The organism is Pseudoclavibacter sp. RFBI5 (assembly GCF_002931395.1).
GTDB lineage: Bacteria > Actinomycetota > Actinomycetes > Actinomycetales > Microbacteriaceae > Pseudoclavibacter.
Genome location: NZ_PSYA01000010.1, coordinates 1,482,673 through 1,506,910, shown reverse-complemented (window position 1 = coordinate 1,506,910; position 24,238 = coordinate 1,482,673). Strand labels below are relative to the sequence as shown.

Genomic DNA, 24,238 nt, shown 5'->3' with positions numbered 1-24,238 from the left:
CTCCTCTGCGCTCGGGAATGAAGCGAAGTGCGCTCGGGGCGAGCGACAGCGCCTCGCCCATGGAAGCGGGAGCGGGTGCCGTCGCGGTAGCTGGCACCTGAACGGCAGGAGAACGCCGAAGCGCCGGCCTCCGTGCGGAGGTCGGCGCTTCGAGGTGAACTATGGCGCGGTCAGGCGGCTTCGTAGGTGAGGCAGTCGGCGGCATCGCTGCCCTGCGCGCCCACGCGGATCGCAGGAGCGGTGCAGGTGAGGTCCTTGTTGAAGCGGCAGTCGGTGGACTGGCAGGCGCCGACGCCGGCGATGACCTTGTCGAGGCCGCCCTTGCGGTCCAGCGGGATGAACGTGGCGCAGCCCTCGTGGCCGTCGATGGTCACCGCGGGAGCGTGGCAGCCGTCGTGGTTGAACGAGCAGCCGGCAACTGAACAGGTGCTGACGTTGGGGAGATCGAGCAGTGTCATGGTGTGCCTCCGATGTTGGGTTGCTCCCACGGTAGGAGCCGGAGAGGCCGGTACTCAAGCCGACACTGGACTCTGCGGCACCTTTCTGATAAGGCCAGGGTCCCCTTGCTGAGCGGAGCCTTGCCTGCCTCGGGTGGGAGAGTTCGGAGGCGAACGAACGTCGTCGGACAGCGCGTTATACCTGAGAATCCAGATTGAGGCAAGGTCGGGGTAGACATACCACCAAACGGCGCATACACTCGATGTTTGCGCTTCGTCTCACCATGCCTTCATATTGCGGTCGGCCTGGCAGTGCTTCTCTCACCAACTTCTTCGCGGGTCTTCATCGACTGCGTCCGTTGGCGATGGGCACGCCTTGTACATCGTGAAACGTGGCGGAACCTCACCGACGACACTACTGGCATCTCGCGGAATCCGCGGGATCGTGGAGGGAACTTCCTTGGCTGCTGCGCGCAACGCATCTCCGACGCCTACGACCGGTCGGAATGCACGCCGACTCTCATTCGCGAAGATCAGCGACACACTCGATGTCCCAGATCTTCTCGCCCTGCAAACCGAATCCTTCGACTGGCTCGTCGGCAACGACGCCTGGAAGCAGCGCCTCGCTCAGGCGCAGGCTGAAGGCCGCACCGACGTCGCTCTCCGTTCGGGCCTCGACGAGATCTTCGAAGAGATCTCGCCCATCGAGGACCTCGGCGAGACGATGCAGCTGAGCTTCACCAACCCGTACCTCGAGCCCGAGAAGTACTCCCTCGAGGAGTGCAAGGAGCGCGGCAAGACGTACTCCGCGCCTCTGTACGTCGAGGCCGAGTTCATGAACCACCAGACGCTCGAGATCAAGACCCAGACGGTCTTCATGGGCGACTTCCCGCTCATGACGAGCAAGGGAACGTTCATCATCAACGGCACCGAGCGTGTCGTCGTCTCGCAGCTCGTCCGCAGCCCGGGCGTCTACTTCGAGCGCACCCCCGAGAAGACCAGCGACAAGGACGTCTTCTCGGCCCGCATCATCCCGAGCCGCGGAGCCTGGCTCGAGTTCGAGATCGACAAGCGCGACCAGGTCGCCGTTCGCATCGACCGCAAGCGCAAGCAGTCGGTCACCGTCTTCATGAAGGCCCTCGGCCTCACGACGGAGGAGATCCGCGAGCAGTTCGCCGGATACGAGTCCATCGAGCTCACGCTCGAGAAGGACGACATCCGCACCAAGGAAGATGCCCTCAAGGACATCTACCGCAAGCTGCGTCCGGGCGAGCAGGTCGCGACGGAAGCCGCGCGTGCGCTCCTCGACAACTTCTACTTCAACTCGAAGCGCTACGACCTCGCGAAGGTCGGTCGCTACAAGATCAACCGCAAGCTCGGCATCGAGTCCGCGATCAGCGAGTCGGTCCTGACCGTCGAGGACATCGTCTCGACGATCAAGTACCTCGTCGCGCTGCACGCCGGTGACGAGAAGTTCGATGGCAAGCGCGGCGGCGAGCCGGCAGACATCCGCCTCGACGTCGACGACATCGACCACTTCGGCAACCGTCGCATCCGCGCCGTCGGCGAGCTCATCCAGTCGCAGGTCCGCACGGGCCTCAGCCGCATGGAGCGCGTCGTCCGCGAGCGCATGACGACGCAGGAGATCGAGGCGATCACGCCGCAAACCCTGATCAACGTGCGCCCCGTCGTCGCTGCGATCAAGGAGTTCTTCGGAACGTCCCAGCTCTCGCAGTTCATGGACCAGAACAACCCGCTCGCGGGTCTCACGCACAAGCGTCGCCTCTCGGCCCTCGGGCCCGGCGGTCTCTCGCGTGAGCGTGCCGGCGTCGAGGTCCGTGACGTCCACCCGTCCCACTACGGACGCATGTGCCCCATCGAGACGCCTGAAGGCCCGAACATCGGCCTCATCGGCTCGCTGGCGACGTTCGCGCGCATCAACGCGTTCGGCTTCATCGAGACGCCGTACCGCCGTGTCGTCGAGACCAAGGTCACGGAGCAGGTCGACTACCTGACCGCGTCCGAGGAAGACGAGTACGTCGTCGCGCAGGCCAACGCTCCCATCGGGGCAGACGGCCACTTCGTCGAGGACGAGGTTCTCGTCCGACGCAAGGGCGGCGAGGTCGAGCTCGTCCCAGCCGGCGAGGTCAACTACATGGACGTCTCGCCGCGCCAGATGGTGTCGGTCGCGACGAGCCTCATCCCGTTCCTCGAGCACGACGACGCGAACCGCGCCCTCATGGGCGCCAACATGCAGCGTCAGGCCGTCCCGCTCGTTCGCAGCGAGAGCCCTGTCGTCGGAACCGGTATGGAGGGCTTCGCGGCCATCGACGCCGGTGACGTCATCACGGCGAACCGCGCAGGTGTCGTGCAGTCGGTCTCGGCCGACCACGTCGTCCTGCAGCTCGACGAGGGTGGAACCGAGTCCTACTTCCTCCGCAAGTTCGACCGCTCGAACCACGGCACCTGCTACAACCACCGTGTTGTCGTCTCGGCCGGCGAGCGCGTCGAAGAGGGAATGGTCATCGCGGATGGACCCGCGACGGAGAACGGCGAGCTCGCGCTCGGCAAGAACCTCCTCGTCGGCTTCATGCCGTGGGAAGGCCACAACTTCGAGGACGCCATGATCCTCAGCCAGAACCTGGTGAAGAACGACACGCTCTCCTCGATCCACATCGAGGAGTACGAGGTCGACGCTCGCGACACCAAGCTCGGCAAGGAAGAGATCACCCGCGACCTGCCCAACGTCTCGCCCGAGCTCCTGAAGGACCTCGACGAGCGCGGCATCATCCGCATCGGTGCAGAGGTCCAGCCTGGCGACATCCTCGTCGGCAAGGTCACGCCGAAGGGCGAGACCGAGCTCAGCGCAGAAGAGCGACTCCTCCGCGCGATCTTCAACGAGAAGAGCCGCGAAGTGCGCGACACCTCGCTCAAGGTTCCTCACGGTGAAGCCGGCACGATCATCCAGGTGAAGGTCTTCGACTCCGAGGAGGGCGACGACGAGCTCGGCTCGGGCGTCAACCAGCGCGTTGTCGTGTACATCGCCCAGGAGCGCAAGATCACCGAGGGCGACAAGCTCGCTGGCCGCCACGGCAACAAGGGCGTCATCGCGAAGATCCTGCCGGAAGAGGACATGCCGTTCCTCGCCGATGGAACTCCGCTCGACATCGTGCTCAACCCGCTCGGCATCCCGAAGCGCATGAACTTCGGTCAGGTGCTCGAGACGCACCTCGGCTGGGTTGCGAAGACCGGCTGGAAGATCGAGGGCGAGCCCGAGTGGGCGAAGAACCTCGTTCCCGAGGCCTACGAGGGAACGCCGGGCGTCAAGCTCGCAACCCCAGTCTTCGACGGCGCGACCGAGGAAGAGCTCACGGGCCTCCTCGACTCGACGCTCAAGACGCGCGACGGCGACCGCCTCATCAACTCGACCGGAAAGACCGTCCTGTTCGACGGCCGCTCCGGAGAGCCCTTCCCAGACCCGATCTCCGTCGGCTACATGTACATCCTGAAGCTGCACCACCTCGTGGATGACAAGATCCACGCGCGTTCGACGGGTCCGTACTCGATGATCACGCAGCAGCCACTCGGTGGTAAGGCGCAGTTCGGTGGACAGCGCTTCGGTGAGATGGAGGTGTGGGCGCTGTACGCATACGGTGCCGCGTACACGCTCCAGGAGCTCCTCACCATCAAGTCCGACGACATCGTCGGACGCGTCAAGGCCTACGAGGCCATCGTCAAGGGCGAGAACATTCAGGAGCCGGGTATCCCCGAGTCCTTCAAGGTTCTCCTCAAGGAGATGCAGTCGCTGTGCCTGAACGTCGAGGTCCTCTCGGCAGACGGAACAGCACTGAGCCTCCGCGACAACGACGACGAGGCCTACCGGGCCGCCGAAGAACTCGGCATCAACATCTCCAGCCGCTTCGAGTCCTCGTCCGTCGACGAGATCTAAGCCTCCCCGACACGACGAAGACTCATTCTTCACAAGGAGACAACAGCATTGTTGGATGCAACCAAGTTTGATGAACTGCGCATCGGCCTAGCCACGGCAGATGACATTCGCAAGTGGTCGTACGGCGAGGTCAAGAAGCCCGAGACCATCAACTACCGCACGCTCAAGCCCGAGAAGGACGGCCTGTTCGGCGAACAGATCTTCGGACCTTCCCGTGACTGGGAGTGCGCCTGCGGCAAGTACAAGCGCGTGCGCTTCAAGGGCATCGTCTGTGAGCGGTGCGGCGTCGAGGTCACGAAGTCGGCTGTGCGCCGCGAGCGCATGGGCCACATCGAGCTCGCAGCGCCCGTCACGCACATCTGGTACTTCAAGGGCGTTCCGAGCCGTCTCGGATACCTCCTCGACATGGCGCCGAAGGACCTCGAGAAGGTCATCTACTTCGCCGCGTACATGGTCATCTCCGTCGACACCGAGGGGCGTCGCGACGACCTCAGCGGTCTCGAGAGCGAGATGCGTCTTGAGCTCAAGAGCCTCAACGACCAGAAGGATGCGGCCATCGCGGCTCGCATGCTGCGGCTCGAGGAGGAGCTCGGTGCTCTCGAGGCAGAAGGCGCCAAGGCAGACCAGCTTCGCAAGACGAAGGACGCCGGCGAGAAGGAGATGGGTCAGCTCCGCAAGGGGTTCGACGAGGACATCACCCGCGTCGAGCGCGTCTTCGAGTCGTTCAAGAACCTGAAGGTCGGTGAGCTCAAGCCCGAGGACACCGACTTCCACGAGCTGGTCGACCGCTACGGCGACTACTTCGAGGCCTTCATGGGCGCGGAGTCGATCCAGAAGCGCCTGCAGAACTTCGACCTCAAGGCCGAAGGCGAGCTCCTGCGCACGCAGATCGCCGAGGGCAAGGGCCAGAAGAAGATCCGTGCCATCAAGCGACTCAAGGTCGTCTCGTCGTTCCTCGCGACGGGCAACAGCCCCGCCGCGATGGTCCTCGACGTCGTCCCGGTCATCCCGCCGGAGCTCCGCCCCATGGTGCAGCTCGACGGTGGCCGCTTCGCAACGAGCGACCTCAACGACCTCTACCGTCGTGTGATCAACCGCAACAACCGCCTCCGCCGCCTGCTCGACCTCGGTGCTCCCGAGATCATCGTGAACAACGAGAAGCGCATGCTCCAGGAGTCGGTCGACGCGCTGTTCGACAACGGTCGTCGTGGCCGCCCCGTCACGGGCACCGGCAACCGCGCTCTCAAGTCCCTCAGCGACATGCTGAAGGGCAAGCAGGGCCGCTTCCGCCAGAACCTCCTCGGAAAGCGCGTCGACTACTCGGGCCGTTCGGTCATCATCGTGGGCCCGCAGCTGCGCATGCACCAGTGCGGTCTCCCGAAGCAGATGGCGCTCGAGCTGTTCAAGCCGTACGTCATCAAGCGCCTGATCGACCTGCAGCACGCTTCCAACATCAAGGCAGCCAAGCGCGCCGTCGAGCGCGCGAAGCCCGAGGTGTGGGACGTCCTCGAAGAGGTCATCCGCGAGCGTCCCGTGCTGCTCAACCGCGCACCGACGCTGCACCGTCTGGGCATCCAGGCGTTCGAGCCGCTCCTCGTCGAGGGCAAGGCGATCCAGCTGCACCCGCTCGTCTGCGCGGCGTTCAACGCCGACTTCGACGGTGACCAGATGGCAGTCCACCTGCCCCTGTCGGTCGAGGCTCAGGCCGAGGCTCGCGTGCTCATGCTCGCGTCGAACAACATCCTCAAGCCGTCGGATGGCCGCCCCGTCACCCTGCCTTCGCAGGACATGGTCGCGGGTCTGTACCACCTGACGACGCTGCAGGACGATGTCGAGGGTGCTGGACGAGTCTTCTCGTCCACGGCCGAGGCGATCATGGCGTTCGACCAGGGCTCGCTCGACCTGAACGCGCCCATCAGGCTCCGCCTCACGGGCATCACGTTCGAAGAGGGCAAGGCTCCAGAGGGCTACGTGCAGGGAGAGACCGCGCTCGTCGAGACGACGCTCGGCCGCGCTCGCTTCAACGAGCTGCTTCCTTCCGACTACCCCTACGTCGAGGACACGATGACCAAGGGACGTCTGTCCGGTGTCGTCAACTACCTCGCTGAGCGGTACTCGAAGGACGAGGTCGCAGAGACCCTCGACCGCATCAAGGACTCCGGCTTCTACTGGGCGACCCGCTCGGGCATCTCGATCGCGCTGAGCGACCTCGTGACGCCCGACTCGAAGCGCGAGATCGTCGAGCGCACCGAGGCTGAGGTCGCCGAGCTGCGCAACGAGTGGCAGGTCATGGGCGCGATCTCCGAGCAGGAGTACCGCGAAGAGGTCATCAAGAAGTGGGAAGCTGCAACCGCGCTCGTCGCCGACGAGATGCAGGCGGCCTTCCCGTCGACCAACTCCATCCACCGCATGGTCACGGCAGGTGCAAACGGAAACTGGCTGCAGGTTCGCCAGATCGCCGGTATGCGTGGCCTGGTCGCCAACCCGAAGGGTGAGACCATTCCTCGCCCGATCGTGCACTCGTACCGCGAGGGCCTGACGGTTGCCGAGTACTTCATCTCGACCCACGGTGCCCGCAAGGGTCTGGCCGACACGGCTCTCCGTACGGCCGACTCCGGCTACCTGACGCGTCGACTCGTCGACGTCTCGCAGGACGTCATCATCCGTGAGGACGACTGCGGCACCGCACGTGGTCTCGACATCCAGATCGCCCACATCACCGATGGCGGCGAGATCGTCGTCGACGACAACGTGGAGAACGCGGTCTACGCCCGCAGCATCTCGGTCGACGCAGTCGACGCCGACGGCAACGTCGTCGCAGCTGCAGGCACCGACATGGGCGACGTCGTCATCGACCAGCTCATGGATGCGGGCATCACCGAGGTCAAGATCCGCTCTGTCCTCACGTGCGAGTCCAGCGTCGGCGTCTGCGCGGCGTGCTACGGCCGCTCGCTCGCCACGGGCAACCTCGTCGACATCGGCGAGGCGGTCGGCATCATCGCGGCACAGTCCATCGGCGAGCCGGGCACCCAGCTCACGATGCGTACCTTCCACTCCGGTGGTGTGTCGAGCGCCGGTGACATCACGCAGGGTCTGCCGCGTGTCCAGGAGCTCTTCGAGGCCCGCACCCCGAAGGGCGCATCGCCGCTCGCCGAGGCCGCTGGTCGCATCGAGATCCAGGACACCGACAAGTCGCGCAAGATCGTGCTCATCCCGGACAACGGCGACGAGCCGCACATCTACCCGGTGCTGAAGCGCGCTGAGCTCCTCGTCGAGGATGGCCAGCACGTCGAGCACGGCCAGCAGCTGCACGAGGGTCCCATCGACCCGAAGGACGTGCTGCGCGTCAAGGGTGCTCGCGAGGTGCAGAAGTACCTCGTCAGCGGTGTGCAGGGCGTCTACCGTTCGCAGGGTGTGCCGATTCACGACAAGCACATCGAGGTCATCGTTCGTCAGATGCTCCGGAAGATCACGGTCATCGACCACGGCGAGACCGACATGCTGCCGGGTGAGCTGGCTGATGGACAGCGCTTCGCTTCCATCAACCGCGCAGCCGTCATGTCTGGCCGCAAGCCCGCGACCGGCCGTCAGGAAGTCATGGGAATCACGAAGGCGTCGCTTGCGACCGAGTCGTGGCTCTCGGCGGCTTCGTTCCAGGAGACGACCCGCGTGCTCACGCAGGCCGCCATGGAAGCGACGACCGACCCGCTGGTCGGCCTGAAGGAGAACGTCATCATCGGACGCCTCATCCCGGCCGGTACTGGTCTCACCAAGTACCGCGAGATGTCGGTCGAGCCGACCGACGAGGCTCGCGCCGAGCGGTACCCGTTCGGTGCCGACGAGGGCAGCTTCGACGAGAACGACCTCACCTTCGTGGACTTCGAGGCCTTCTCGAGCGACGACTTCGGCGGATCCAACTTCAGCTAGTCACTCGCTCGCGTCGACTCGACGCAGCTCCAGCGCGAACGCCCCCACCCGTCTCGGGTGGGGGCGTTCGTGCGTCTGCGGCTTGTCACCGACCCGATGCGTGCGGACGGCCCTAACGTTGGCCTCATGAGTGACGACACGCGCGCGCCTCGCCAGCCCTTCGATGACGGCCCGCAGCCGGAGGCCGGCGGAGGGACGGGCGAGCCCCGAGAGCTTCCGGACGCCCAGGACCAGCTGGAGGCCGCGCTTGCGCGCAGCCGAGGTATCGGCGAGGACGGCGACGTGCGCTCTGGCGACGTGCTCGCGGCGGACGACCTCGCGTTCGATGGGCGCGCTGAGGCACCGACCGATCCGGCGCTCGCCCCGCAGGACGACGTCGCGGTGGCATTCTCCGACCCGCTGGCCGCGGACGGCTCGACGGCTGCCGAGGCGGCAGACCCCAACGCCACGGTGGGCCTGGACCGCGAGGAGCTCGCAGCCGTGCTCGGCCACCAGCCTGATCGGGATGCCACTGAGCCACCTGCTGCGGAGTCTCACGCCGTCCCCGAGCAGACCGACGACGTCGACGTCGCCGCCCCGTCTCAGGATCTCGACCATGACATCTCGGAGCCGTCCGAGGCCGCTGATTCCGCGGACGTCCGCCCCGACGGCCGCGAGGGCCTCGTCGACTCGTACGGCTCCGTTCCCGTCGTCGACCGAGTGGTCGCCGAGGAGGATGATGCCGCCGACTTCCCGGTCACGGAGCCCGTGCCCGCACAGGAGCTGGCTGCCGACGCCATCGGCGCCGAATCCGTCGCCGCGATCACGGTGGACGCCGCCGGCTCGGCGACCGCCCCCGAGGACGAGCTCGACGCCCCGCGCCGGACCCTGGAGATCGACCGCACCGCTGCCCGCGTCGCGGCGGTGAACGCCGTCGCGCCTGTCGCCGCAGCAGCGCTCGACAGTGAACGAGCGGCTCAGAGGGATGCCGGCGATGCCGTGCAGGCGGAGGTCGTCGTCACGGAGACGGTGACCGAGCAGCTCGCCGACGACGGCGAGACGGTCGAGGCCGTCACCGTCACCGAGCGGGTCGATGTCGTGGAGGGCACCTCGGCCACGGACCCGGTTGTGCCCGCGGTGGCCGCAGAGACGTCAGGAGGGCTCGCTGAGGGTGACGGAGTCACGGAGGCAGACATCTCCTCGACCGAGGCTGAGGGCGACGCCACGGGCCCATCTGAGCGCGTGCGCGACGAGGGCGACGACGAACGCGTCGCCGGAGCTGTCGCCACGTCGTCCTCGACGGACGACGCGACCTTCGCCCCGCTGCGTCTCTCTGCCCCCACGGACAGTGACGACCTCGCGCCCGTGAAGCCGAAGAAACGCGGGAACCGGATGTTCGCCGTGTTCGTCGCGCTGGTCGCGGCCGTGGTGTTCGCCGCCCTGTATCTGCTGGCCTTCGCTGTGCTGCGCACGGCGTTCAACACCGGCCTCGACCCGATCGGCGAGGCTTCGGAGTTCGCCATAACGGCGGCCTTCACGGTGCCGGTGACGGTCTTCGCCGCGTTCGGAGTCATCTGGGCGCTCATCGTGAATCGCGCTGGCTGGTGGGCCTACGTGCTCGGGGGCTTCCTCGCTGCCGCGCTTGTCGTCCTCGGCTACTACTTCGGTGCCGCGCTGCAGCAGCACCTCGCGGATGGGCTGCCGCTCACGAGCATCCGGATCGACGAGGTGATCGCGAAGTTCGGCGCCTCCGAGCACCTGCTCACGGCTCTGGTCGCGGCCATCGCGGCCCGGGAGGCCTTCACGTGGGTCGGAGGCATCGCGGCGGCACGCGGACGCCGGGTGTCCCGCGCGAACCGCAGGGCCAAGCTCAGCTACGAGAAGCGCATGGCCGATCGCGCCGCCGAGACCGCAGAGGCGAACGGAGCGGCAGAGTGAGCGATGGCACGCAGCTCCGACGGCTGACGCTGCCGAGCGAGGAGTTCCCCGCTTTCCCAGCTGTGTCCCTCGAGGTCCCTGCCGGCTGGGAGCCGCTGCAGTGGGCGGGGTCGGTGCTCGGCGCCCGTCACCTGGTGGCGACCAACGGATTCAACCCGAACGTGCTGGTCACGATCGAGCGATGGCCTGGAACGATCTCGCCAGAGGATGCGCTCACCGTGCTCCGGCAGCGCATCACGCAGGGGGGTGGCAAGGAGCGATCCGCGGAGACGCTCGACCAGCCCCAGCTGTCCCACTACGTCGAGTCCACGCAGCGGGACCAGAGGCTGGGCGGACTCGAGGTCCGCTCGAAGATGGTGATCCTGCACCGTGGGCCTGTCACGGAGATCGTGACGGCTGTCGGGACGAGCACCGCAGGACAGTCGGCGCATATCGGCAAGGACATCGCTGGCATCGTCCGCGGCCTGCAGGTCGAGGTCACGTCCTGAGGAAGGCGGCTGCGAGCTCATGATCGAACGCTTCGATGCCGAGCTGCCGCCTGATCCCGGCTCCTCGTGGGGGAGGGCTGGGACGTGGGGTGCCGTCAGCGGCCTCGTGTTCGCGTCGCTCGTCATCGCGACGTGGGGATTCGTCTCCCTCGGCCTCGATCGGGACGTCATCGAGCTGCCAGGCGTCGGTGTCCTCGTGGCGCCCTTGGCGGTGGCGGCTGCGACGGCCGTGGTCGCGCTCTCCGCGGCGGTTGCGCTCCGCAGAAGGTTCCTCGGCAAGCCGGGTTCGCTCTGGCTGTCGCTTCCGGGCAGCCTGCTCGCCTGGCTCGCGTTCGCGATCATGGCCGGCATCGCGGTATCGAGCTCCCGGCCGGAGCCGGGGGCGTCGGATGCGATCTCCACGCTTCCGAGCCAGGTCGCCGTGGGCCTCTCCACGAGTCCGTTCGGGATCGCGATCGTGCCGCTCGCGATCATCGTGATCATCGCCGTCCTCCTCTCGACGGCACGTCCGTCCGGACGCGATCGGGGTGTGGCTTGACCCTGCAAAACTGACGGGGTAGGATTTTTCGGTGCGCGCGCCCTGTCGCGCCCAAAACCGTGCGAACGTTGAAACTGTGTAAAACCGCAGCTCAACGCGCAACTGTAAGCAACGCCAGTCGCCTCGACTGCCACCGCTTCACCAACCAGCGATACCAGAGATTTTGTACCGCCGGTCGGTTATCAAGAGGCAAACAGTGCCTCGTAGGCACAGGAATCGTGCTTACCACGATCACGCAGTACAAAACCAAGGAGATTATTCGTGCCAACAATTCAGCAGTTGGTCCGCAAGGGCCGCCGCCCCAAGGCGTCGGCGTCCAAGACGCCAGCCCTGAAGGCCAACCCTCAGCAGCGCGGGGTTTGCACCCGCGTCTACACGACGACGCCTAAGAAGCCGAACTCGGCGCTCCGCAAGGTTGCCCGTGTCAAGCTGTCGAACGGCACCGAGGTGACCGCCTACATCCCAGGTGAGGGCCACAACCTCCAGGAGCACTCGATGGTGCTCGTCCGTGGCGGCCGTGTGAAGGACCTCCCGGGTGTGCGGTACAAGATCGTCCGCGGTGCACTCGACACCCAGGCAGTGAAGAACCGCAAGCAGGCTCGCAGCCGTTACGGCGCGAAGATGGAGAAGAAGTAATGCCACGTAAGGGTCCAGCCCCCAAGCGCCCCGTGGTCGCCGACCCCGTGTACGGCGCCCCCATCGTCAGCCAGCTCGTCAACAAGATCCTTCTTGATGGCAAGAAGGGCCTCGCCGAGCGCATCGTCTACGACGCACTCGAGGGTGTCGCTGCCAAGTCCGAGCTCGACGCAGTCGCGACTCTCAAGAAGGCGCTCGACAACGTGCGCCCCACGCTCGAGGTTCGCTCGCGCCGCGTCGGTGGCTCGACCTACCAGGTCCCGGTCGAGGTCAAGCCTCACCGCGCCAACACGCTCGCTCTCCGCTGGCTCACGAGCTACGCGAAGAACCGTCGCGAGAAGTCGATGACCGAGCGCCTCACGAACGAGATCCTCGACGCATCCAACGGCCTCGGCGCCGCGGTGAAGCGCCGTGAAGACACGCACAAGATGGCCGAGTCGAACAAGGCCTTCGCGCACTACCGCTGGTAATCCAGCAGCTGGTAGCCCTCACCACTCTCGCTTCAATCCTTTCGGAGGACACCCGTGGCACAGGACGTGCTTACTGACCTGAACAAGGTCCGCAACATCGGCATCATGGCGCACATCGATGCTGGCAAGACGACAACCACCGAGCGCATCCTGTTCTACACCGGTGTCAACCACAAGCTCGGCGAGACGCATGACGGCGCCTCGACGACGGACTGGATGGAGCAGGAGCAGGAGCGTGGCATCACGATCACCTCCGCTGCTGTGACGTCGTTCTGGAAGAAGAACCAGATCAACATCATCGACACGCCTGGTCACGTCGACTTCACCGTCGAGGTGGAGCGTTCGCTCCGCGTCCTCGACGGTGCCGTCGCCGTGTTCGACGGCAAGGAGGGCGTTGAGCCCCAGTCGGAGACCGTCTGGCGTCAGGCTGACAAGTACGACGTCCCGCGCATCTGCTTCGTCAACAAGATGGACAAGCTCGGCGCCGACTTCTACTTCACGGTCGACACGATCATCAACCGCCTCGGCGCGAAGCCGCTCGTCATCCAGCTCCCCATCGGCGCTGAGAACGACTTCATCGGCGTCGTCGACCTGGTCGAGATGAACGCCAAGGTCTGGCCGAGCGACTCCAAGGGTGACACCACCCTGGGTGCTGCGTACGAGACCCAGGAGATCCCGGAAGACCTCAAGGAGCGCGCTGAGGAGTACCGCACGAAGCTGCTCGAGGCCGTCGCCGAGACCGACGACGCGCTCATGGAGCGCTTCTTCGCCGGCGAGGAGATCTCGATTCCCGAGATCAAGGCAGCCATCCGCAAGCTCACCGTCACGAGCGAGATGTACCCGGTGCTCTGCGGCTCCGCGTTCAAGAACCGCGGCGTCCAGCCGATGCTCGATGCCGTCGTCGACTACCTCCCGTCGCCGCTCGACGTTCCTGCCGTCATCGGCATGAACCCGCGTGACGAGTCGGAGGAGCTCACGCGTCGTCCGAGCGCCGACGAGCCCTTCGCGGCTCTCGCGTTCAAGATCGCCGTGCACCCGTTCTTCGGTCGCCTCATCTACACGCGCGTCTACTCGGGACACGTCCCGTCCGGCGCGCAGGTCGTGAACTCCTCGAAGGGCAAGAAGGAGCGCATCGGGAAGATCTTCCAGATGCACGCCAACAAGGAGAACCCGGTCGAGTCGATGACCGCTGGACACATCTACGCCGTCATCGGCCTCAAGGACACCATGACCGGTGACACCCTGAGCGACCCTGACAAGCAGATCGTCCTCGAGTCGATGACCTTCCCGGACCCCGTCATCGAGGTCGCGATCGAGCCGAAGACCAAGGCCGACCAGGAGAAGCTCGGAACGGCTATCCAGAAGCTGGCCGAGGAAGACCCGACGTTCCGCGTCATGCTCGACCAGGAGACCGGTCAGACGGTCATCAAGGGCATGGGCGAGCTGCACCTCGACATCCTCGTCGACCGCATGAAGCGCGAGTTCAAGGTCGAGGCGAACGTGGGCAAGCCCCAGGTCGCCTACCGCGAGACGCTCACGAAGGTCGTCGAGAAGTTCGACTACACCCACAAGAAGCAGACGGGTGGCTCCGGCCAGTTCGCCAAGATCCAGATCAAGCTCGAGCCGCTTGAGATGGACGCGGAGAAGACCTACGAGTTCGTGAACGCCGTCACCGGTGGTCGCGTGCCTCGTGAGTACATCCCTTCCGTGGATGCTGGCATCCAGGACGCCATGCAGGTCGGCGTCCTCGCCGGATACCCGATGGTCGGCGTCAAGGCGTCGCTCCTCGATGGTGCTGCCCACGACGTCGACTCCTCGGAGATGGCGTTCAAGATCGCGGGCTCGATCGCGTTCAAGGAAGCAGCCCCCAAGGCCGGTCCCGTCATCCTCGAGCCGCTCATGTCGGTCGAGGTCCGTACTCCTGAGGAGTACATGGGCGACGTGATCGGCGACCTGAACTCCCGCCGCGGCCAGATCCAGTCGATGGAAGATGCCAGTGGCGTGAAGGTAGTGCGTGCACTCGTACCGCTGTCGGAGATGTTCGGATACATCGGTGACCTGCGCAGCAAGACCTCTGGTCGCGCTGTGTACTCGATGACGTTCGAAACCTACTCCGAGGTCCCCAAGGCCGTTGCCGAGGAGATCATCCAGAAGAACCGGGGCGAATAAGCCTCTACCGGCTCGGGTGACGCAGCGCGTCGCCCGAGCGGGTAACATTCATCACTGAAAACCCGGAAGTCCTTCTGCATCATTGGCGGATGGACACCAACGACGTCCTAGGAGGACCACAGTGGCCAAGGCCAAGTTCGAGCGGACCAAGCCGCACGTAAACATCGGAACGATCGGTCACGTCGACCACGGCAAGACCACGCTCACCGCAGCGATCTCGAAGGTGCTTGCTGACAAGTACCCTTCGGCGACCAACGTGCAGCGTGACTTCGCGTCGATCGACTCCGCTCCGGAAGAGCGTCAGCGCGGTATCACGATCAACATCTCCCACGTCGAGTACGAGACGCCCAAGCGTCACTACGCTCACGTCGATGCTCCGGGTCACGCCGACTACATCAAGAACATGATCACGGGCGCTGCGCAGATGGATGGCGCAATCCTCGTGGTCGCCGCAACCGACGGCCCCATGGCTCAGACGCGTGAGCACGTGCTGCTCGCCAAGCAGGTCGGCGTGCCGTACCTGGTCGTCGCGCTGAACAAGGCCGACATGGTTGACGACGAGGAGATCCTGGAGCTCGTCGAGCTCGAGGTTCGCGAGCTCCTCTCCAGCCAGGACTACCCCGGCGACGACGCTCCTGTCGTCCAGGTCTCCGGCCTCAAGGCGCTTGAGGGCGACGAGGCTTGGGCCGAGAAGATCGTCGAGCTCATGCAGGCTGTCGACGACAACGTGCCGGAGCCCGTCCGCGACAAGGACAAGCCGTTCCTCATGCCCGTCGAGGACGTCTTCACGATCACCGGTCGTGGAACCGTCGTCACGGGTCGCGCCGAGCGTGGCACGCTCGCCATCAACTCGGACGTCGAGATCGTCGGACTCCGTCCGACCGTCAAGACGACCGTCACGGGTATCGAGATGTTCCACAAGCAGCTCGACGAGGCGTGGGCCGGTGAGAACTGTGGTCTGCTCCTCCGTGGCACCAAGCGTGAGGACGTCGAGCGCGGTCAGGTCATCGTCGCTCCCGGTTCCGTCACGCCGCACACGAACTTCGAGGGAACTGCCTACATCCTCTCGAAGGACGAGGGTGGCCGTCACAACCCGTTCTTCACGAACTACCGCCCGCAGTTCTACTTCCGCACCACGGACGTGACCGGCGTCATCACCCTGCCCGAGGGCAAGGAAATGATCATGCCCGGTGACACCACGGACATGACGGTCGAGCTCATCCAGCCGATCGCCATGGAAGAGGGCCTCGGCTTCGCAATCCGTGAGGGTGGCCGCACGGTCGGCGCCGGCACGGTGACGAAGATCAACAAGTAAGCTTCCAGCTCACTTCGCAGTGGGGTCGGACCTTCGGGTCCGGCCCCATTTCGTGTTTTCATCCGTTTTCACGGAGTCGAGATGCGAGCTACACTCGTCTCTCGTGTGCCGGGTCGAAGCCTGCCCCTTCCCTGGCGCTGATCGGTCGCCTCCGCATCCCCAGCCGAGGGCCATCCACCGCCTCAGTGCAGTCAGGGAGCACGACGTATGTCCGTACGCGCAGAACGCCCGACGAGCGTGCCAGCTCGGCCGGAGCCGAATCGCTACCGCTCGGACATCCAGGGCCTGCGCGCGATCGCCTCGCTGCTCGTCGCGTCGTTCCACATCTGGTTCGGCACGGTCTCCGGCGGTGTCGACCTCTTCTTCGTCCTCGGCGGCTTCCTGCTGGCGACGACGCTTGTCGGCGAGCTCGAGCGACGGGGGAGCATCCGCGCCTGGCAGTACGTCAAGCGCACGGCCACCCGGCTCTTCCCGATGGCCGGACTCGTCCTCATCGTGGTCTCCGCAGTGCTCCTCATGACCGAGTCGCCGCTGTCGTTCCAGCGAAACGTGACGGATATCTTCGCCGCCGCGACGTACTGGGAGAACTGGCGGCTGGCGGGGGACGCAACCGACTACATCTCCGCGGGGCACGACAAGTCGGCCGTGCAGCACTTCTGGGCGATGTCGGTCCAGGGGCAGGCGACGCTGCTGCTGCTCGCATTCGTGCTCATCCTGGGGGCCATTGCGAAGCTCGCGAAGTGGCGTGTGCGTCGTGTCGCTACTGCGGGATTCGCGCTCCTCACTGCAGCATCGCTCATTTACGCGCTCAACGGCGTCGCGAGCGATCCTGTGCCCACCTACTACAGCACCTGGGCCCGCCTCTGGGAGTTCGGCATCGGCGCCGTCGCCGCGCTCGTGATGACGCGCATTCACCTGCCGAAGACCGTGCGAGCGCTTCTCGGCAGCCTCGGCCTCGCACTCGTGCTCACCGCGGGTTTCCTCCCGAGCGAATGGCCGTACCCGGGCCTCATCGCCCTGTACCCCGTCGGGGGTGCGCTCCTCGTGCTCATCTCAGGTGCCTCAGGGGAGCTCTCCGGCGGGAATCGTCTGCTCACATGGCGACCGCTCGTCTGGCTCGGCGGCTTCTCGTATGGCCTGTACCTGTGGAGCTGGCCGATCCTCAAGCTCTTCGTCGAGCTCTTTCCCGAGCGCAGCGAGCCGGTGTCGTTCCTCGACGGTCTCCTGCTCCTCGCCGTGTCCATCGCCGTCGCCTGGGCGATGTCCCGCTTCCTCGCGTTCCTTGGCCGCGTCCGCAATCCGGTGGCCCAGGTGGATTCGACGGCACCGAGATGGAAGCGCAATCCCCGGCTGCTGACCTCGGTCAGCGTGCCGTTGATCGCCATCGTGGCCTTCGTGGGTGTGCAGCTCGCGCCTGGCCTGCGCCAGGAGGCCATCGCAGACCTCGGTCCCGGGCAGACCGTCACGAGCGAGCAGCAGCTGAGCCTCGCGATCACCGAGGCGCTCCTCGAGCCGACCGCGCTCAACGGCGAGGCGGTCTCGGGCTGGGATGCACTCGGCCCGGAATGGTCGGTGAACGGCTGCCTGACGGTCACCGACGACAATCGAGCCAACTGCCGCTACGCACCCGAAGATGCCGATCAGGACTCCGGCGAAGAGCTCTGGATCGTCGGCGACTCGCAGGCTGTCTCCTGGGCACCCGGCGTCCGGGCAGCTGTCGGTGGCGAGACGACCGTGCAACTGCTTGGCAAGAGCATGTGCCCCTTCACTCAGGGCGCAGCCCTCGACAGATCAGGCGACATGAAGGACGAATGCGCCGCCCACAACAACTGGGTCATGGAGCTCGCTGCTGCGGACCGACCGGACACGGTGATCATCTCCTACGGCGGCTGGTGGGTGGGGGAGCAGTTCGGTGACCTCGCGTGGAACAAGGGAACCACGCTCGGCGAGGGCTCCGTTGAACTGGTCCGCGAGCTCACCGAGATGGGAATCGACGTCGTCTGGCTCGACGCAGTGACTCCCGCCAACTCCCTGGACGCCTGCCTCGCCGCATCGACGCGGCAACAGGCCGAGGAATCCTGCACGAGCGCCTTCGGGCCGGAGTTCGTGGAGCGTCGCGATCACCAGGCCGAGCAGATGGCGGCAGGCGGAGCCGCGGTCGTCCGGACCTCCGACTGGTTCTGCGACGTGGAGCTCGGGCTCTGCCCCCTCGTCGTCGCTGGGATCTCCGTGCATTCGGACCCGACGCACGTGGGTCGCGAGTACTCGGTGTTCCTCGCCGATGTCATCGCGCAGGGCCTCGCGGACGCGCGCACCGAGTGACCAGCGAAATCCGCGACACGCCCGGGTTGCAAGAACAGGCCTCCCCGGTCTAAACTCGGTGAGTTCAGTATTTCGGGGCACGGCGCTAGTCGTGTGTTCGAATCACTGCCCGGAGTGTGCATAAGCGCCCCGCGTCGCAAGACGCCTGGTGTGCAGCTTAGGCCGCCGGCAGCAGAGCAAAGCTCCGGCCAAAGGAAGACACCTCACCGAGGTCGAATCCCGAAGGCCGTCCATCAGCTTGAGTACACTCCTGTGCTCCGAGCAGGTGAACTTGACAGAAAAACAGTGGTGCGAATCCCGGCGTGAAGACGCCACGGGGTTGCATGCGAAGCCGCAATGGCGGCACGTCATTGAGAGAGAGAGTCAACCATGGCGGGACAGAAGATCCGCATTCGACTGAAGTCGTATGACCACGAGGTCATCGACAGCTCGGCGCGCAAGATCGTCGACACCGTAACCCGTGCTGGCGCCTCCGTCATCGGTCCGGTGCCCCTGCCTACCGAGAAGAACGTGATCGCTGTGATCCGTAGCCCTCACAAGTACAAGGACAGCCGCGAGCACTTCGAGATGCGCACCCACAAGCGTCTGATCGACATTGTCGACCCGACGCCGAAGGCCGTCGACTCGCTCATGCGCCTCGACCTTCCGGCCGATGTCAACATCGAGATCAAGCTCTAGGGAAACACATGTCTACCGCTACCAAGACGTTCAAGGGTCTGCTGGGCACGAAGCTCGGCATGACCCAGGTCTGGGACGCTGAAAACCGTCTCGTCCCCGTCACGGTCATCCAGGTGAGCACCAACGTCGTCACCGAGATCATGACCGTCGAAAAGAACGGCTACGAAGCCGTTCAGATCGCCGCAGGCGCGATCGACCCGCGCAAGGTGAACAAGCCGGCAGCCGGCAAGTTCGCAGCAGCGGGCGTCACGCCTCGCCGCCACATCACCGAGCTCCGCACCGCTGATGCAGCCTCGTACACGATCGGTCAGGAGCTCGGCGCAGACACGTTCGAGCCCGGCACCAAGATCGACGTCGTCGGCACCAGCAAGGGCAAGGGCTTCGCCGGTGTCATGAAGCGTCACAACTTCTCCGGTGTCGGCGCATCTCACGGTGCGCACAAGAACCACCGTCGCCCCGGCTCCATCGGTGCCTCCGCGACCCCCAGCCGTGTCTTCAAGGGCACGCGCATGGCTGGCCGGATGGGTGGCGACCGCGTCACCGTCCAGAACCTCACGGTTCACGCAGCCGACGCCGAGAAGGGCATCCTCCTCGTCAAGGGTGCTGTCCCCGGCCCCAAGGGTCGTCTCGTTTTCGTTCGCAACGCAGTGAAGGGGGCCTAGTTTCCTATGGCAACCAAGATTGACGTCACCGACGCAGCCGGCAAGAAGTCCGGCTCGGTCGAACTGCCTGCCGCCATCTTCGACGCGCAGACCAACGTCCCGCTGATCCACCAGGTCGTCGTCGCACAGCGTGCGGCTGCTCGTCAGGGCACGCACAAGACGAAGAACCGTGGAGAGGTTTCCGGCTCCGGTCGCAAGCCGTTCAAGCAGAAGGGCACCGGCCGCGCCCGTCAGGGTTCGGTCCGCATGCCGCAGCACAAGGGTGGTGGCATCGTCCACGGACCGACGCCGCGCGACTACTCGCAGCGCACCCCCAAGAAGATGATTGCAGCCGCCCTCATCGGCGCACTGAGCGACCGCGCACGCGGTGGCCACCTGCACATCGTCGACTCCCTCGTCACGGGCGAGAAGGCCTCGACCAAGGTCGCAGCCGCAGCAATCGCGAAGGTCGCGGCGGGACGCAACATCCTCGTCGTCCTCGACCGCAGCGACGAGCTCAGCCTGCTGAGCGTCCGCAACCTGCAGGCACTTCACGTGCTCTTCGTGGACCAGCTCAACGCCTACGACGTCCTCGTCTCGGACGACATCCTCTTCACGAAGGCTGCTTACGACGCGTTCGTCGAGAGCAAGACCAGCAAGGAGCAGGGCGCATGAGCGCAAACAACAAGGACCCGCGCGACATCATCTTCGCGCCGGTGATCTCCGAGAAGAGCTACAGCCTGATCGACCAGGGCAAGTACACCTTCGAGGTCGACCCCCGTTCGAACAAGACCGAGATCAAGCTCGCTATCGAGCAGATCTTCGACGTCAAGGTCGACAAGGTCAACACCTTGAACCGCACGGGCAAGACGCGCCGCACCCGCTTCGGGCTCGGCAAGCGCAAGGACACCAAGCGCGCCATCGTCTCGCTCAAGTCCGGCACCATCGACATCTTCTCGAACGCCGGTTAATCGAGAGCACAGAGGACGAATTCACATGGCTATTCGCAATTACAAGCCCACGACGCCAGGTCGTCGTGGAGCCTCGGTGTCCGAGTTCACCGAGATCACGCGCTCGACTCCCGAAAAGTCGCTGCTCCGCCCCCTCACCAAGTCGGGTGGACGCAACAACCAGGGACGCATCACGACCCGTCACATCGGTGGTGGCCACAAGCGCCAGTACCGCGTCATCGACTTCCGTCGTAACGACAAGGACGGCGTGAACGCCAAGGTCGCTCACATCGAGTACGACCCCAACCGCACCGCTCGTATCGCGCTGCTGCACTTCTTCGACGGATCCAAGCGCTACATCCTGGCTCCCAACAAGCTCAAGCAGGGCGACATCATCGAGTCGGGCGCTGGCGCCGACATCAAGCCGGGCAACAACCTCCCGCTTCGCAACATCCCGACCGGTACGGTCATCCACGCCATCGAGCTCCGCCCAGGCGGCGGCGCGAAGATGGCGCGCTCGGCCGGAGCCTCCGTTCGCCTCGTTGCGAAGGACGGCCCCTACGCCCAGCTGCGTCTGCCGAGCGGCGAAGTCCGCAACGTCGACGTGCGCTGCCGCGCGACGATCGGCGAGGTCGGCAACGCCGAGCAGTCGAACATCAACCTGGGCAAGGCCGGCCGCAAGCGCTGGCTCGGCGTTCGCCCGACGGTCCGTGGTGTCGTCATGAACCCGGTCGACCACCCGCACGGTGGTGGTGAGGGCCGCACATCCGGTGGACGTCACCCGGTGAGCCCCTGGGGTAAGCCAGAAGGCCGCACCCGTCGCCCCAACAAGGAGAGCGACAAGCTCATCGTCCGCCGTCGCCCTGCCGGCAAGAAGCGTAAGTAGGAGATCAGAAGATGCCTCGCAGTCTCAAGAAGGGCCCCTTCGTCGACGAACACCTCTTCCAGAAGGTGGTCAAGCAGAACGAAGCTGGCTCGAAGAACGTCATCAAGACCTGGTCGCGCCGATCGATGATCGTGCCGGACATGCTCGGCCACACCATCGCCGTGCACGACGGTCGCAAGCACATCCCCGTGTTTGTCACCGAAACCATGGTCGGCCACAAGCTCGGCGAGTTTGCACCGACCCGCACCTTCCGTGGACACGAGAAGGACGACAAGAAGGGTCGTCGCCGCTAACGCGGCGACGTGAAGGAGGAAAATATGGTGGAGTCAACCGCACGCGTGCGGCACATCCGCGTCACCCCTCAGAAGGCTCGTCGCGTCGTCAACTTGATCCGCGGCAAGCAGGCGCTCGAAGCGCTCGCGATCCTGAAGTTCGCACCTCAGGGTGCCTCTGAGCCGGTCTACAAGGTCGTTGCATCCGCAATCGCCAACGCACGTGTCAAGGCAGACAAGGAAAGCCAGTTCCTTGACGAGCGCGACCTCTACATCGCCAAGGCGTTCGTAGACGAGGGTGCAACCCTCAAGCGCTTCCGTCCACGTGCACAGGGACGAGCATTCCGCATCAACAAGCGCACAAGCCACATCACGGTTGTGCTGGCGACGCCGGAGCTCGCCGAGGCCGAGAAGGGGAGCAGCAAGTAATGGGCCAGAAGATCAATCCGTACGGCTTCCGTCTCGGAATCACGACCGACCACGTCTCCCGCTGGTACGCAGACTCGACCAAGCCGGGTCAGCGCTACAGCGACTACGTCAAGGAAGACATCCGCATTCGCGAGTATCTCCAGAAGACACTCGACCGTGCAGGCGTCTCCCGCATCGAGATCGAGCGCACGCGTGACCGCGTTCGCGTCGACATCTACACGGCACGCCCCGGCATCGTCATCGGACGACGCGGAGCAGAGGCCGAGCGCATCCGCGCCGACCTCGAGAAGCTCACGGGCAAGCAGATCCAGCTGAACATCCTCGAGGTCAAGAACCCCGAGGCTGACGCTCAGCTGGTCGCGCAGGGCATCGCCGAGCAGCTCTCTGCTCGTGTCGCCTTCCGCCGTGCGATGCGCAAGGGCCTCCAGGGCGCTCAGCGTGCAGGTGCCAAGGGCATCCGCATCCAGGTCTCCGGCCGCCTCGGCGGTGCTGAGATGAGCCGCTCGGAGTTCTACCGCGAGGGACGCGTTCCGCTGCACACGCTCCGCGCCAACATCGACTACGGCTTCTACGAGGCCAAGACCACTTACGGTCGCATCGGTGTCAAGGTGTGGATCTACAAGGGCGACATGACCAACAAGGAACTCGCCCGCGAACAGGCCAACCAGAAGTCGTCCCGTGGGGACCGTAACGACCGCTCACGCCGTGGCCCGCGCCGCGACAACGAGAAGCAGGTCGCCGCAGGAGTTGAGGCGTAACCATGTTGATTCCACGTCGAGTCAAGCACCGTAAGCAGCACCGCCCGGACCGTAGCGGCATGTCGAAGGGTGGCAACACCGTATCGTTCGGCGAGTTCGGCATCCAGGCGCTCACCCCGTCCTACGTGACCAACCGTCAGATCGAGGCAGCTCGTATCGCCATGACGCGTCACATCAAGCGTGGCGGCAAGGTCTGGATCAACATCTACCCGGACCGCCCGATGACCGCTCGCCCCGCCGAGACCCGCATGGGTTCCGGTAAGGGTGCAGTCGACTCCTGGGTTGCGAACGTCAAGCCCGGCCGCGTCCTCTTCGAGGTCGCCGGCGTCAGCGAGGAGCTCGCTCGCGAGGCCCTCACGCGCGCCATCCACAAGCTGCCGCTCAAGGCACGCATCATTTCGCGCGAGGAAGGCGAGTAATCATGGCGATTGGTACCAAGGAGCTCGCCACCACCGAGCTCGACAACTTCGAAGACGGACGTCTCGTCGAGGAGCTCAAGAAGGCCAAGGAAGAGCTGTTCAACCTGCGCTTCCAGGCCGTGACCAACCAGGTCGAAGAGCGCGGACGCATCCGTCAGGTCAAGCGCGACATCGCGCGCATCTACACGGTGATCCGCGAGCGTGAGCTCGGGATCCGCGCAACCCCGGCCCCGGTCGAGAAGCCGGCCAAGAAGTCGAAGGCCACCAAGGCTTCGAAGAAGGCCGAAGCCTCCGAGGCTGCGCCCGAGGCTGAGAACGAGGAGACCAAGTAATGGCTGAAAGCACGACACAGCCCGAGGCAACGGAAGAAGCGCACGAGCGCAACTACCGCAAGACCCGGCGCGGCTACGTCACGAGCGACAAGATGGAAAAGACCATCACCGTCTCGGTCGAAGAGCGCGTCAAGCACCCCCTCTATGGCAAGGTGCTCCGCCGCTCGAGCAAGGTCAAGGCGCACGACGCCGACAACCAGGCCGGCATCGGCGACCTCGTCCTGATTGCAGAGACCCGTCCCCTCAGCGCTACCAAGCGCTGGCGCCTGGTCGAGATCCTGGAGAAGGCGAAGTAGGCCTCGCCTCTTCGACCACTCAGCGAAGGAATTTGACAGATGCTTCAGCAAGAATCACGAGTCCGTGTCGCCGACAACACCGGCGCCAAGGAACTCCTCACGATCCGCGTACTCGGTGGCTCCGGCCGCCGCTACGCGGGGATCGGTGACGTCATCGTCGCGACCGTCAAGGACGCGATCCCTGGCGGAAACCTCAAGAAGGGTGAGGTCGTCAAGGCCGTCATCGTTCGCACAGTCAAGTCGACCCGTCGTCCCGACGGTTCGTACATCAAGTTCGACGAGAACGCAGCCGTCATCCTCAAGGGTGACAACGAGCCGCGTGGCACTCGAATCTTCGGACCGGTCGGTCGCGAACTCCGCGACAAGAAGTTCATGAAGATCGTGTCGCTCGCGCCGGAGGTGATTTAAC

At 65.1% G+C, this 24,238-nt stretch carries 23 protein-coding genes; 22 read left to right on the top strand and 1 reads right to left on the bottom strand.

The window, feature by feature from the left end:
• Positions 1-170: 170 nt before the first annotated feature.
• Positions 171-458, bottom strand: coding sequence for a DUF1540 domain-containing protein (locus tag C5E06_RS13905; protein ID WP_104242700.1), 288 nt, complete (start codon positions 456-458; stop codon positions 171-173).
• A gap of 439 nt (positions 459-897) precedes the next feature.
• Here C5E06_RS13905 and C5E06_RS13900 point away from each other — a divergent pair, with 439 nt between their 5' ends.
• From C5E06_RS13900 to rplN, 22 genes are all read left to right on the top strand, one after another.
• The gene (locus C5E06_RS13900; protein ID WP_104242698.1) at positions 898-4,386 is read left to right on the top strand and encodes a DNA-directed RNA polymerase subunit beta; all 3,489 of its coding nucleotides are present in this window, start codon (positions 898-900) and stop codon (positions 4,384-4,386) included.
• A 48-nt stretch (positions 4,387-4,434) separates the two neighbouring features.
• Positions 4,435-8,313: a DNA-directed RNA polymerase subunit beta' gene (locus C5E06_RS13895; protein ID WP_104242696.1), complete on the top strand. Its 3,879-nt coding sequence runs from the start codon at positions 4,435-4,437 to the stop codon at positions 8,311-8,313.
• A gap of 126 nt (positions 8,314-8,439) precedes the next feature.
• A complete protein-coding gene (locus tag C5E06_RS13890) occupies positions 8,440-10,230 on the top strand; it encodes a hypothetical protein (RefSeq protein WP_104307192.1) in 1,791 nt (596 codons plus the stop codon).
• Entirely contained in the window at positions 10,227-10,718 is a 492-nt protein-coding gene (locus C5E06_RS13885) for a hypothetical protein (RefSeq protein WP_104307190.1), read from the top strand. The genes C5E06_RS13890 and C5E06_RS13885 overlap by 4 nt, the downstream gene beginning before the upstream one ends.
• 19 nt (positions 10,719-10,737) lie before the next feature.
• Positions 10,738-11,256 carry a hypothetical protein gene (locus tag C5E06_RS13880; protein ID WP_104242690.1) on the top strand — a complete coding sequence of 173 codons (519 nt, stop codon included), beginning with the start codon at positions 10,738-10,740 and terminating at the stop codon, positions 11,254-11,256.
• A gap of 261 nt (positions 11,257-11,517) precedes the next feature.
• Positions 11,518-11,892, top strand: coding sequence for a 30S ribosomal protein S12 (rpsL, locus tag C5E06_RS13875; RefSeq protein ID WP_068479306.1), 375 nt, complete (start codon positions 11,518-11,520; stop codon positions 11,890-11,892).
• Positions 11,892-12,362: a 30S ribosomal protein S7 gene (gene rpsG, locus C5E06_RS13870; protein WP_068479304.1), complete on the top strand. Its 471-nt coding sequence runs from the start codon at positions 11,892-11,894 to the stop codon at positions 12,360-12,362. Before rpsL ends, rpsG begins: the two co-directional genes overlap by 1 nt.
• 54 nt (positions 12,363-12,416) lie before the next feature.
• Positions 12,417-14,531, top strand: a complete 2,115-nt coding sequence (gene fusA, locus C5E06_RS13865) for an elongation factor G (RefSeq protein ID WP_104242688.1) — start codon at positions 12,417-12,419, stop codon at positions 14,529-14,531.
• A gap of 121 nt (positions 14,532-14,652) precedes the next feature.
• The gene (gene tuf / locus C5E06_RS13860; RefSeq protein ID WP_104242686.1) at positions 14,653-15,846 is read left to right on the top strand and encodes an elongation factor Tu; all 1,194 of its coding nucleotides are present in this window, start codon (positions 14,653-14,655) and stop codon (positions 15,844-15,846) included.
• A 207-nt stretch (positions 15,847-16,053) separates the two neighbouring features.
• Positions 16,054-18,168, top strand: a complete 2,115-nt coding sequence (locus tag C5E06_RS13855; protein WP_104307188.1) for an acyltransferase family protein — start codon at positions 16,054-16,056, stop codon at positions 18,166-18,168.
• Positions 18,169-18,537: 369 nt separating this feature from the next.
• A complete protein-coding gene (gene rpsJ / locus C5E06_RS13850; RefSeq protein WP_068479296.1) occupies positions 18,538-18,846 on the top strand; it encodes a 30S ribosomal protein S10 in 309 nt (102 codons plus the stop codon).
• 8 nt (positions 18,847-18,854) lie between these two features.
• Entirely contained in the window at positions 18,855-19,508 is a 654-nt protein-coding gene (gene rplC, locus C5E06_RS13845; RefSeq protein ID WP_104242682.1) for a 50S ribosomal protein L3, read from the top strand.
• 6 nt (positions 19,509-19,514) lie between these two features.
• Positions 19,515-20,162, top strand: a complete 648-nt coding sequence (gene rplD, locus C5E06_RS13840) for a 50S ribosomal protein L4 (protein WP_104307186.1) — start codon at positions 19,515-19,517, stop codon at positions 20,160-20,162.
• A complete protein-coding gene (rplW, locus tag C5E06_RS13835) occupies positions 20,159-20,458 on the top strand; it encodes a 50S ribosomal protein L23 (protein ID WP_068479290.1) in 300 nt (99 codons plus the stop codon). The genes rplD and rplW overlap by 4 nt, the downstream gene beginning before the upstream one ends.
• 25 nt (positions 20,459-20,483) lie before the next feature.
• Positions 20,484-21,323 (top strand): 50S ribosomal protein L2, encoded by an 840-nt coding sequence (gene rplB, locus C5E06_RS13830; protein ID WP_068479288.1) that lies wholly within the window; start codon positions 20,484-20,486, stop codon positions 21,321-21,323.
• 11 nt (positions 21,324-21,334) lie between these two features.
• Positions 21,335-21,616: a 30S ribosomal protein S19 gene (rpsS, locus tag C5E06_RS13825; RefSeq protein WP_068479286.1), complete on the top strand. Its 282-nt coding sequence runs from the start codon at positions 21,335-21,337 to the stop codon at positions 21,614-21,616.
• Between the two features lie 24 nt (positions 21,617-21,640).
• Entirely contained in the window at positions 21,641-22,024 is a 384-nt protein-coding gene (rplV, locus tag C5E06_RS13820; protein ID WP_104242678.1) for a 50S ribosomal protein L22, read from the top strand.
• The gene (rpsC, locus tag C5E06_RS13815; RefSeq protein WP_104242676.1) at positions 22,024-22,782 is read left to right on the top strand and encodes a 30S ribosomal protein S3; all 759 of its coding nucleotides are present in this window, start codon (positions 22,024-22,026) and stop codon (positions 22,780-22,782) included. The genes rplV and rpsC overlap by 1 nt, the downstream gene beginning before the upstream one ends.
• Before the next feature lie 2 nt (positions 22,783-22,784).
• A complete protein-coding gene (gene rplP, locus C5E06_RS13810; protein WP_068479279.1) occupies positions 22,785-23,201 on the top strand; it encodes a 50S ribosomal protein L16 in 417 nt (138 codons plus the stop codon).
• Positions 23,202-23,203: 2 nt separating this feature from the next.
• Complete coding sequence (gene rpmC / locus C5E06_RS13805; RefSeq protein WP_104299433.1) at positions 23,204-23,533, top strand: 50S ribosomal protein L29; 330 nt, start codon at positions 23,204-23,206, stop codon at positions 23,531-23,533.
• Complete coding sequence (gene rpsQ, locus C5E06_RS13800; RefSeq protein WP_104242672.1) at positions 23,533-23,829, top strand: 30S ribosomal protein S17; 297 nt, start codon at positions 23,533-23,535, stop codon at positions 23,827-23,829. Before rpmC ends, rpsQ begins: the two co-directional genes overlap by 1 nt.
• A gap of 39 nt (positions 23,830-23,868) precedes the next feature.
• Positions 23,869-24,237, top strand: a complete 369-nt coding sequence (gene rplN / locus C5E06_RS13795; protein WP_068479273.1) for a 50S ribosomal protein L14 — start codon at positions 23,869-23,871, stop codon at positions 24,235-24,237.
• The last annotated feature ends 1 nt before the right edge of the window (position 24,238 follow it).

What these genes read in the sequence shown, in the direction of transcription:
- C5E06_RS13905 (WP_104242700.1), bottom strand. Translation starts at nt 458, where the DNA reads ATGACACTGCTCGATCTCCCCAACGTCAGCACCTGTTCAGTTGCCGGC.
- C5E06_RS13890 (WP_104307192.1), top strand. Translation starts at nt 8,440, where the DNA reads ATGAGTGACGACACGCGCGCGCCTCGCCAGCCCTTCGATGACGGCCCG.
- C5E06_RS13880 (WP_104242690.1), top strand. Translation starts at nt 10,738, where the DNA reads ATGATCGAACGCTTCGATGCCGAGCTGCCGCCTGATCCCGGCTCCTCG.
- rpsG (WP_068479304.1), top strand. Translation starts at nt 11,892, where the DNA reads ATGCCACGTAAGGGTCCAGCCCCCAAGCGCCCCGTGGTCGCCGACCCC.
- C5E06_RS13855 (WP_104307188.1), top strand. Translation starts at nt 16,054, where the DNA reads ATGTCCGTACGCGCAGAACGCCCGACGAGCGTGCCAGCTCGGCCGGAG.
- rpsJ (WP_068479296.1), top strand. Translation starts at nt 18,538, where the DNA reads ATGGCGGGACAGAAGATCCGCATTCGACTGAAGTCGTATGACCACGAG.
- rplC (WP_104242682.1), top strand. Translation starts at nt 18,855, where the DNA reads ATGTCTACCGCTACCAAGACGTTCAAGGGTCTGCTGGGCACGAAGCTC.
- rplD (WP_104307186.1), top strand. Translation starts at nt 19,515, where the DNA reads ATGGCAACCAAGATTGACGTCACCGACGCAGCCGGCAAGAAGTCCGGC.
- rplW (WP_068479290.1), top strand. Translation starts at nt 20,159, where the DNA reads ATGAGCGCAAACAACAAGGACCCGCGCGACATCATCTTCGCGCCGGTG.
- rplB (WP_068479288.1), top strand. Translation starts at nt 20,484, where the DNA reads ATGGCTATTCGCAATTACAAGCCCACGACGCCAGGTCGTCGTGGAGCC.
- rpsS (WP_068479286.1), top strand. Translation starts at nt 21,335, where the DNA reads ATGCCTCGCAGTCTCAAGAAGGGCCCCTTCGTCGACGAACACCTCTTC.
- rplV (WP_104242678.1), top strand. Translation starts at nt 21,641, where the DNA reads ATGGTGGAGTCAACCGCACGCGTGCGGCACATCCGCGTCACCCCTCAG.
- rpsC (WP_104242676.1), top strand. Translation starts at nt 22,024, where the DNA reads ATGGGCCAGAAGATCAATCCGTACGGCTTCCGTCTCGGAATCACGACC.
- rplP (WP_068479279.1), top strand. Translation starts at nt 22,785, where the DNA reads ATGTTGATTCCACGTCGAGTCAAGCACCGTAAGCAGCACCGCCCGGAC.
- rpmC (WP_104299433.1), top strand. Translation starts at nt 23,204, where the DNA reads ATGGCGATTGGTACCAAGGAGCTCGCCACCACCGAGCTCGACAACTTC.
- rpsQ (WP_104242672.1), top strand. Translation starts at nt 23,533, where the DNA reads ATGGCTGAAAGCACGACACAGCCCGAGGCAACGGAAGAAGCGCACGAG.
- rplN (WP_068479273.1), top strand. Translation starts at nt 23,869, where the DNA reads ATGCTTCAGCAAGAATCACGAGTCCGTGTCGCCGACAACACCGGCGCC.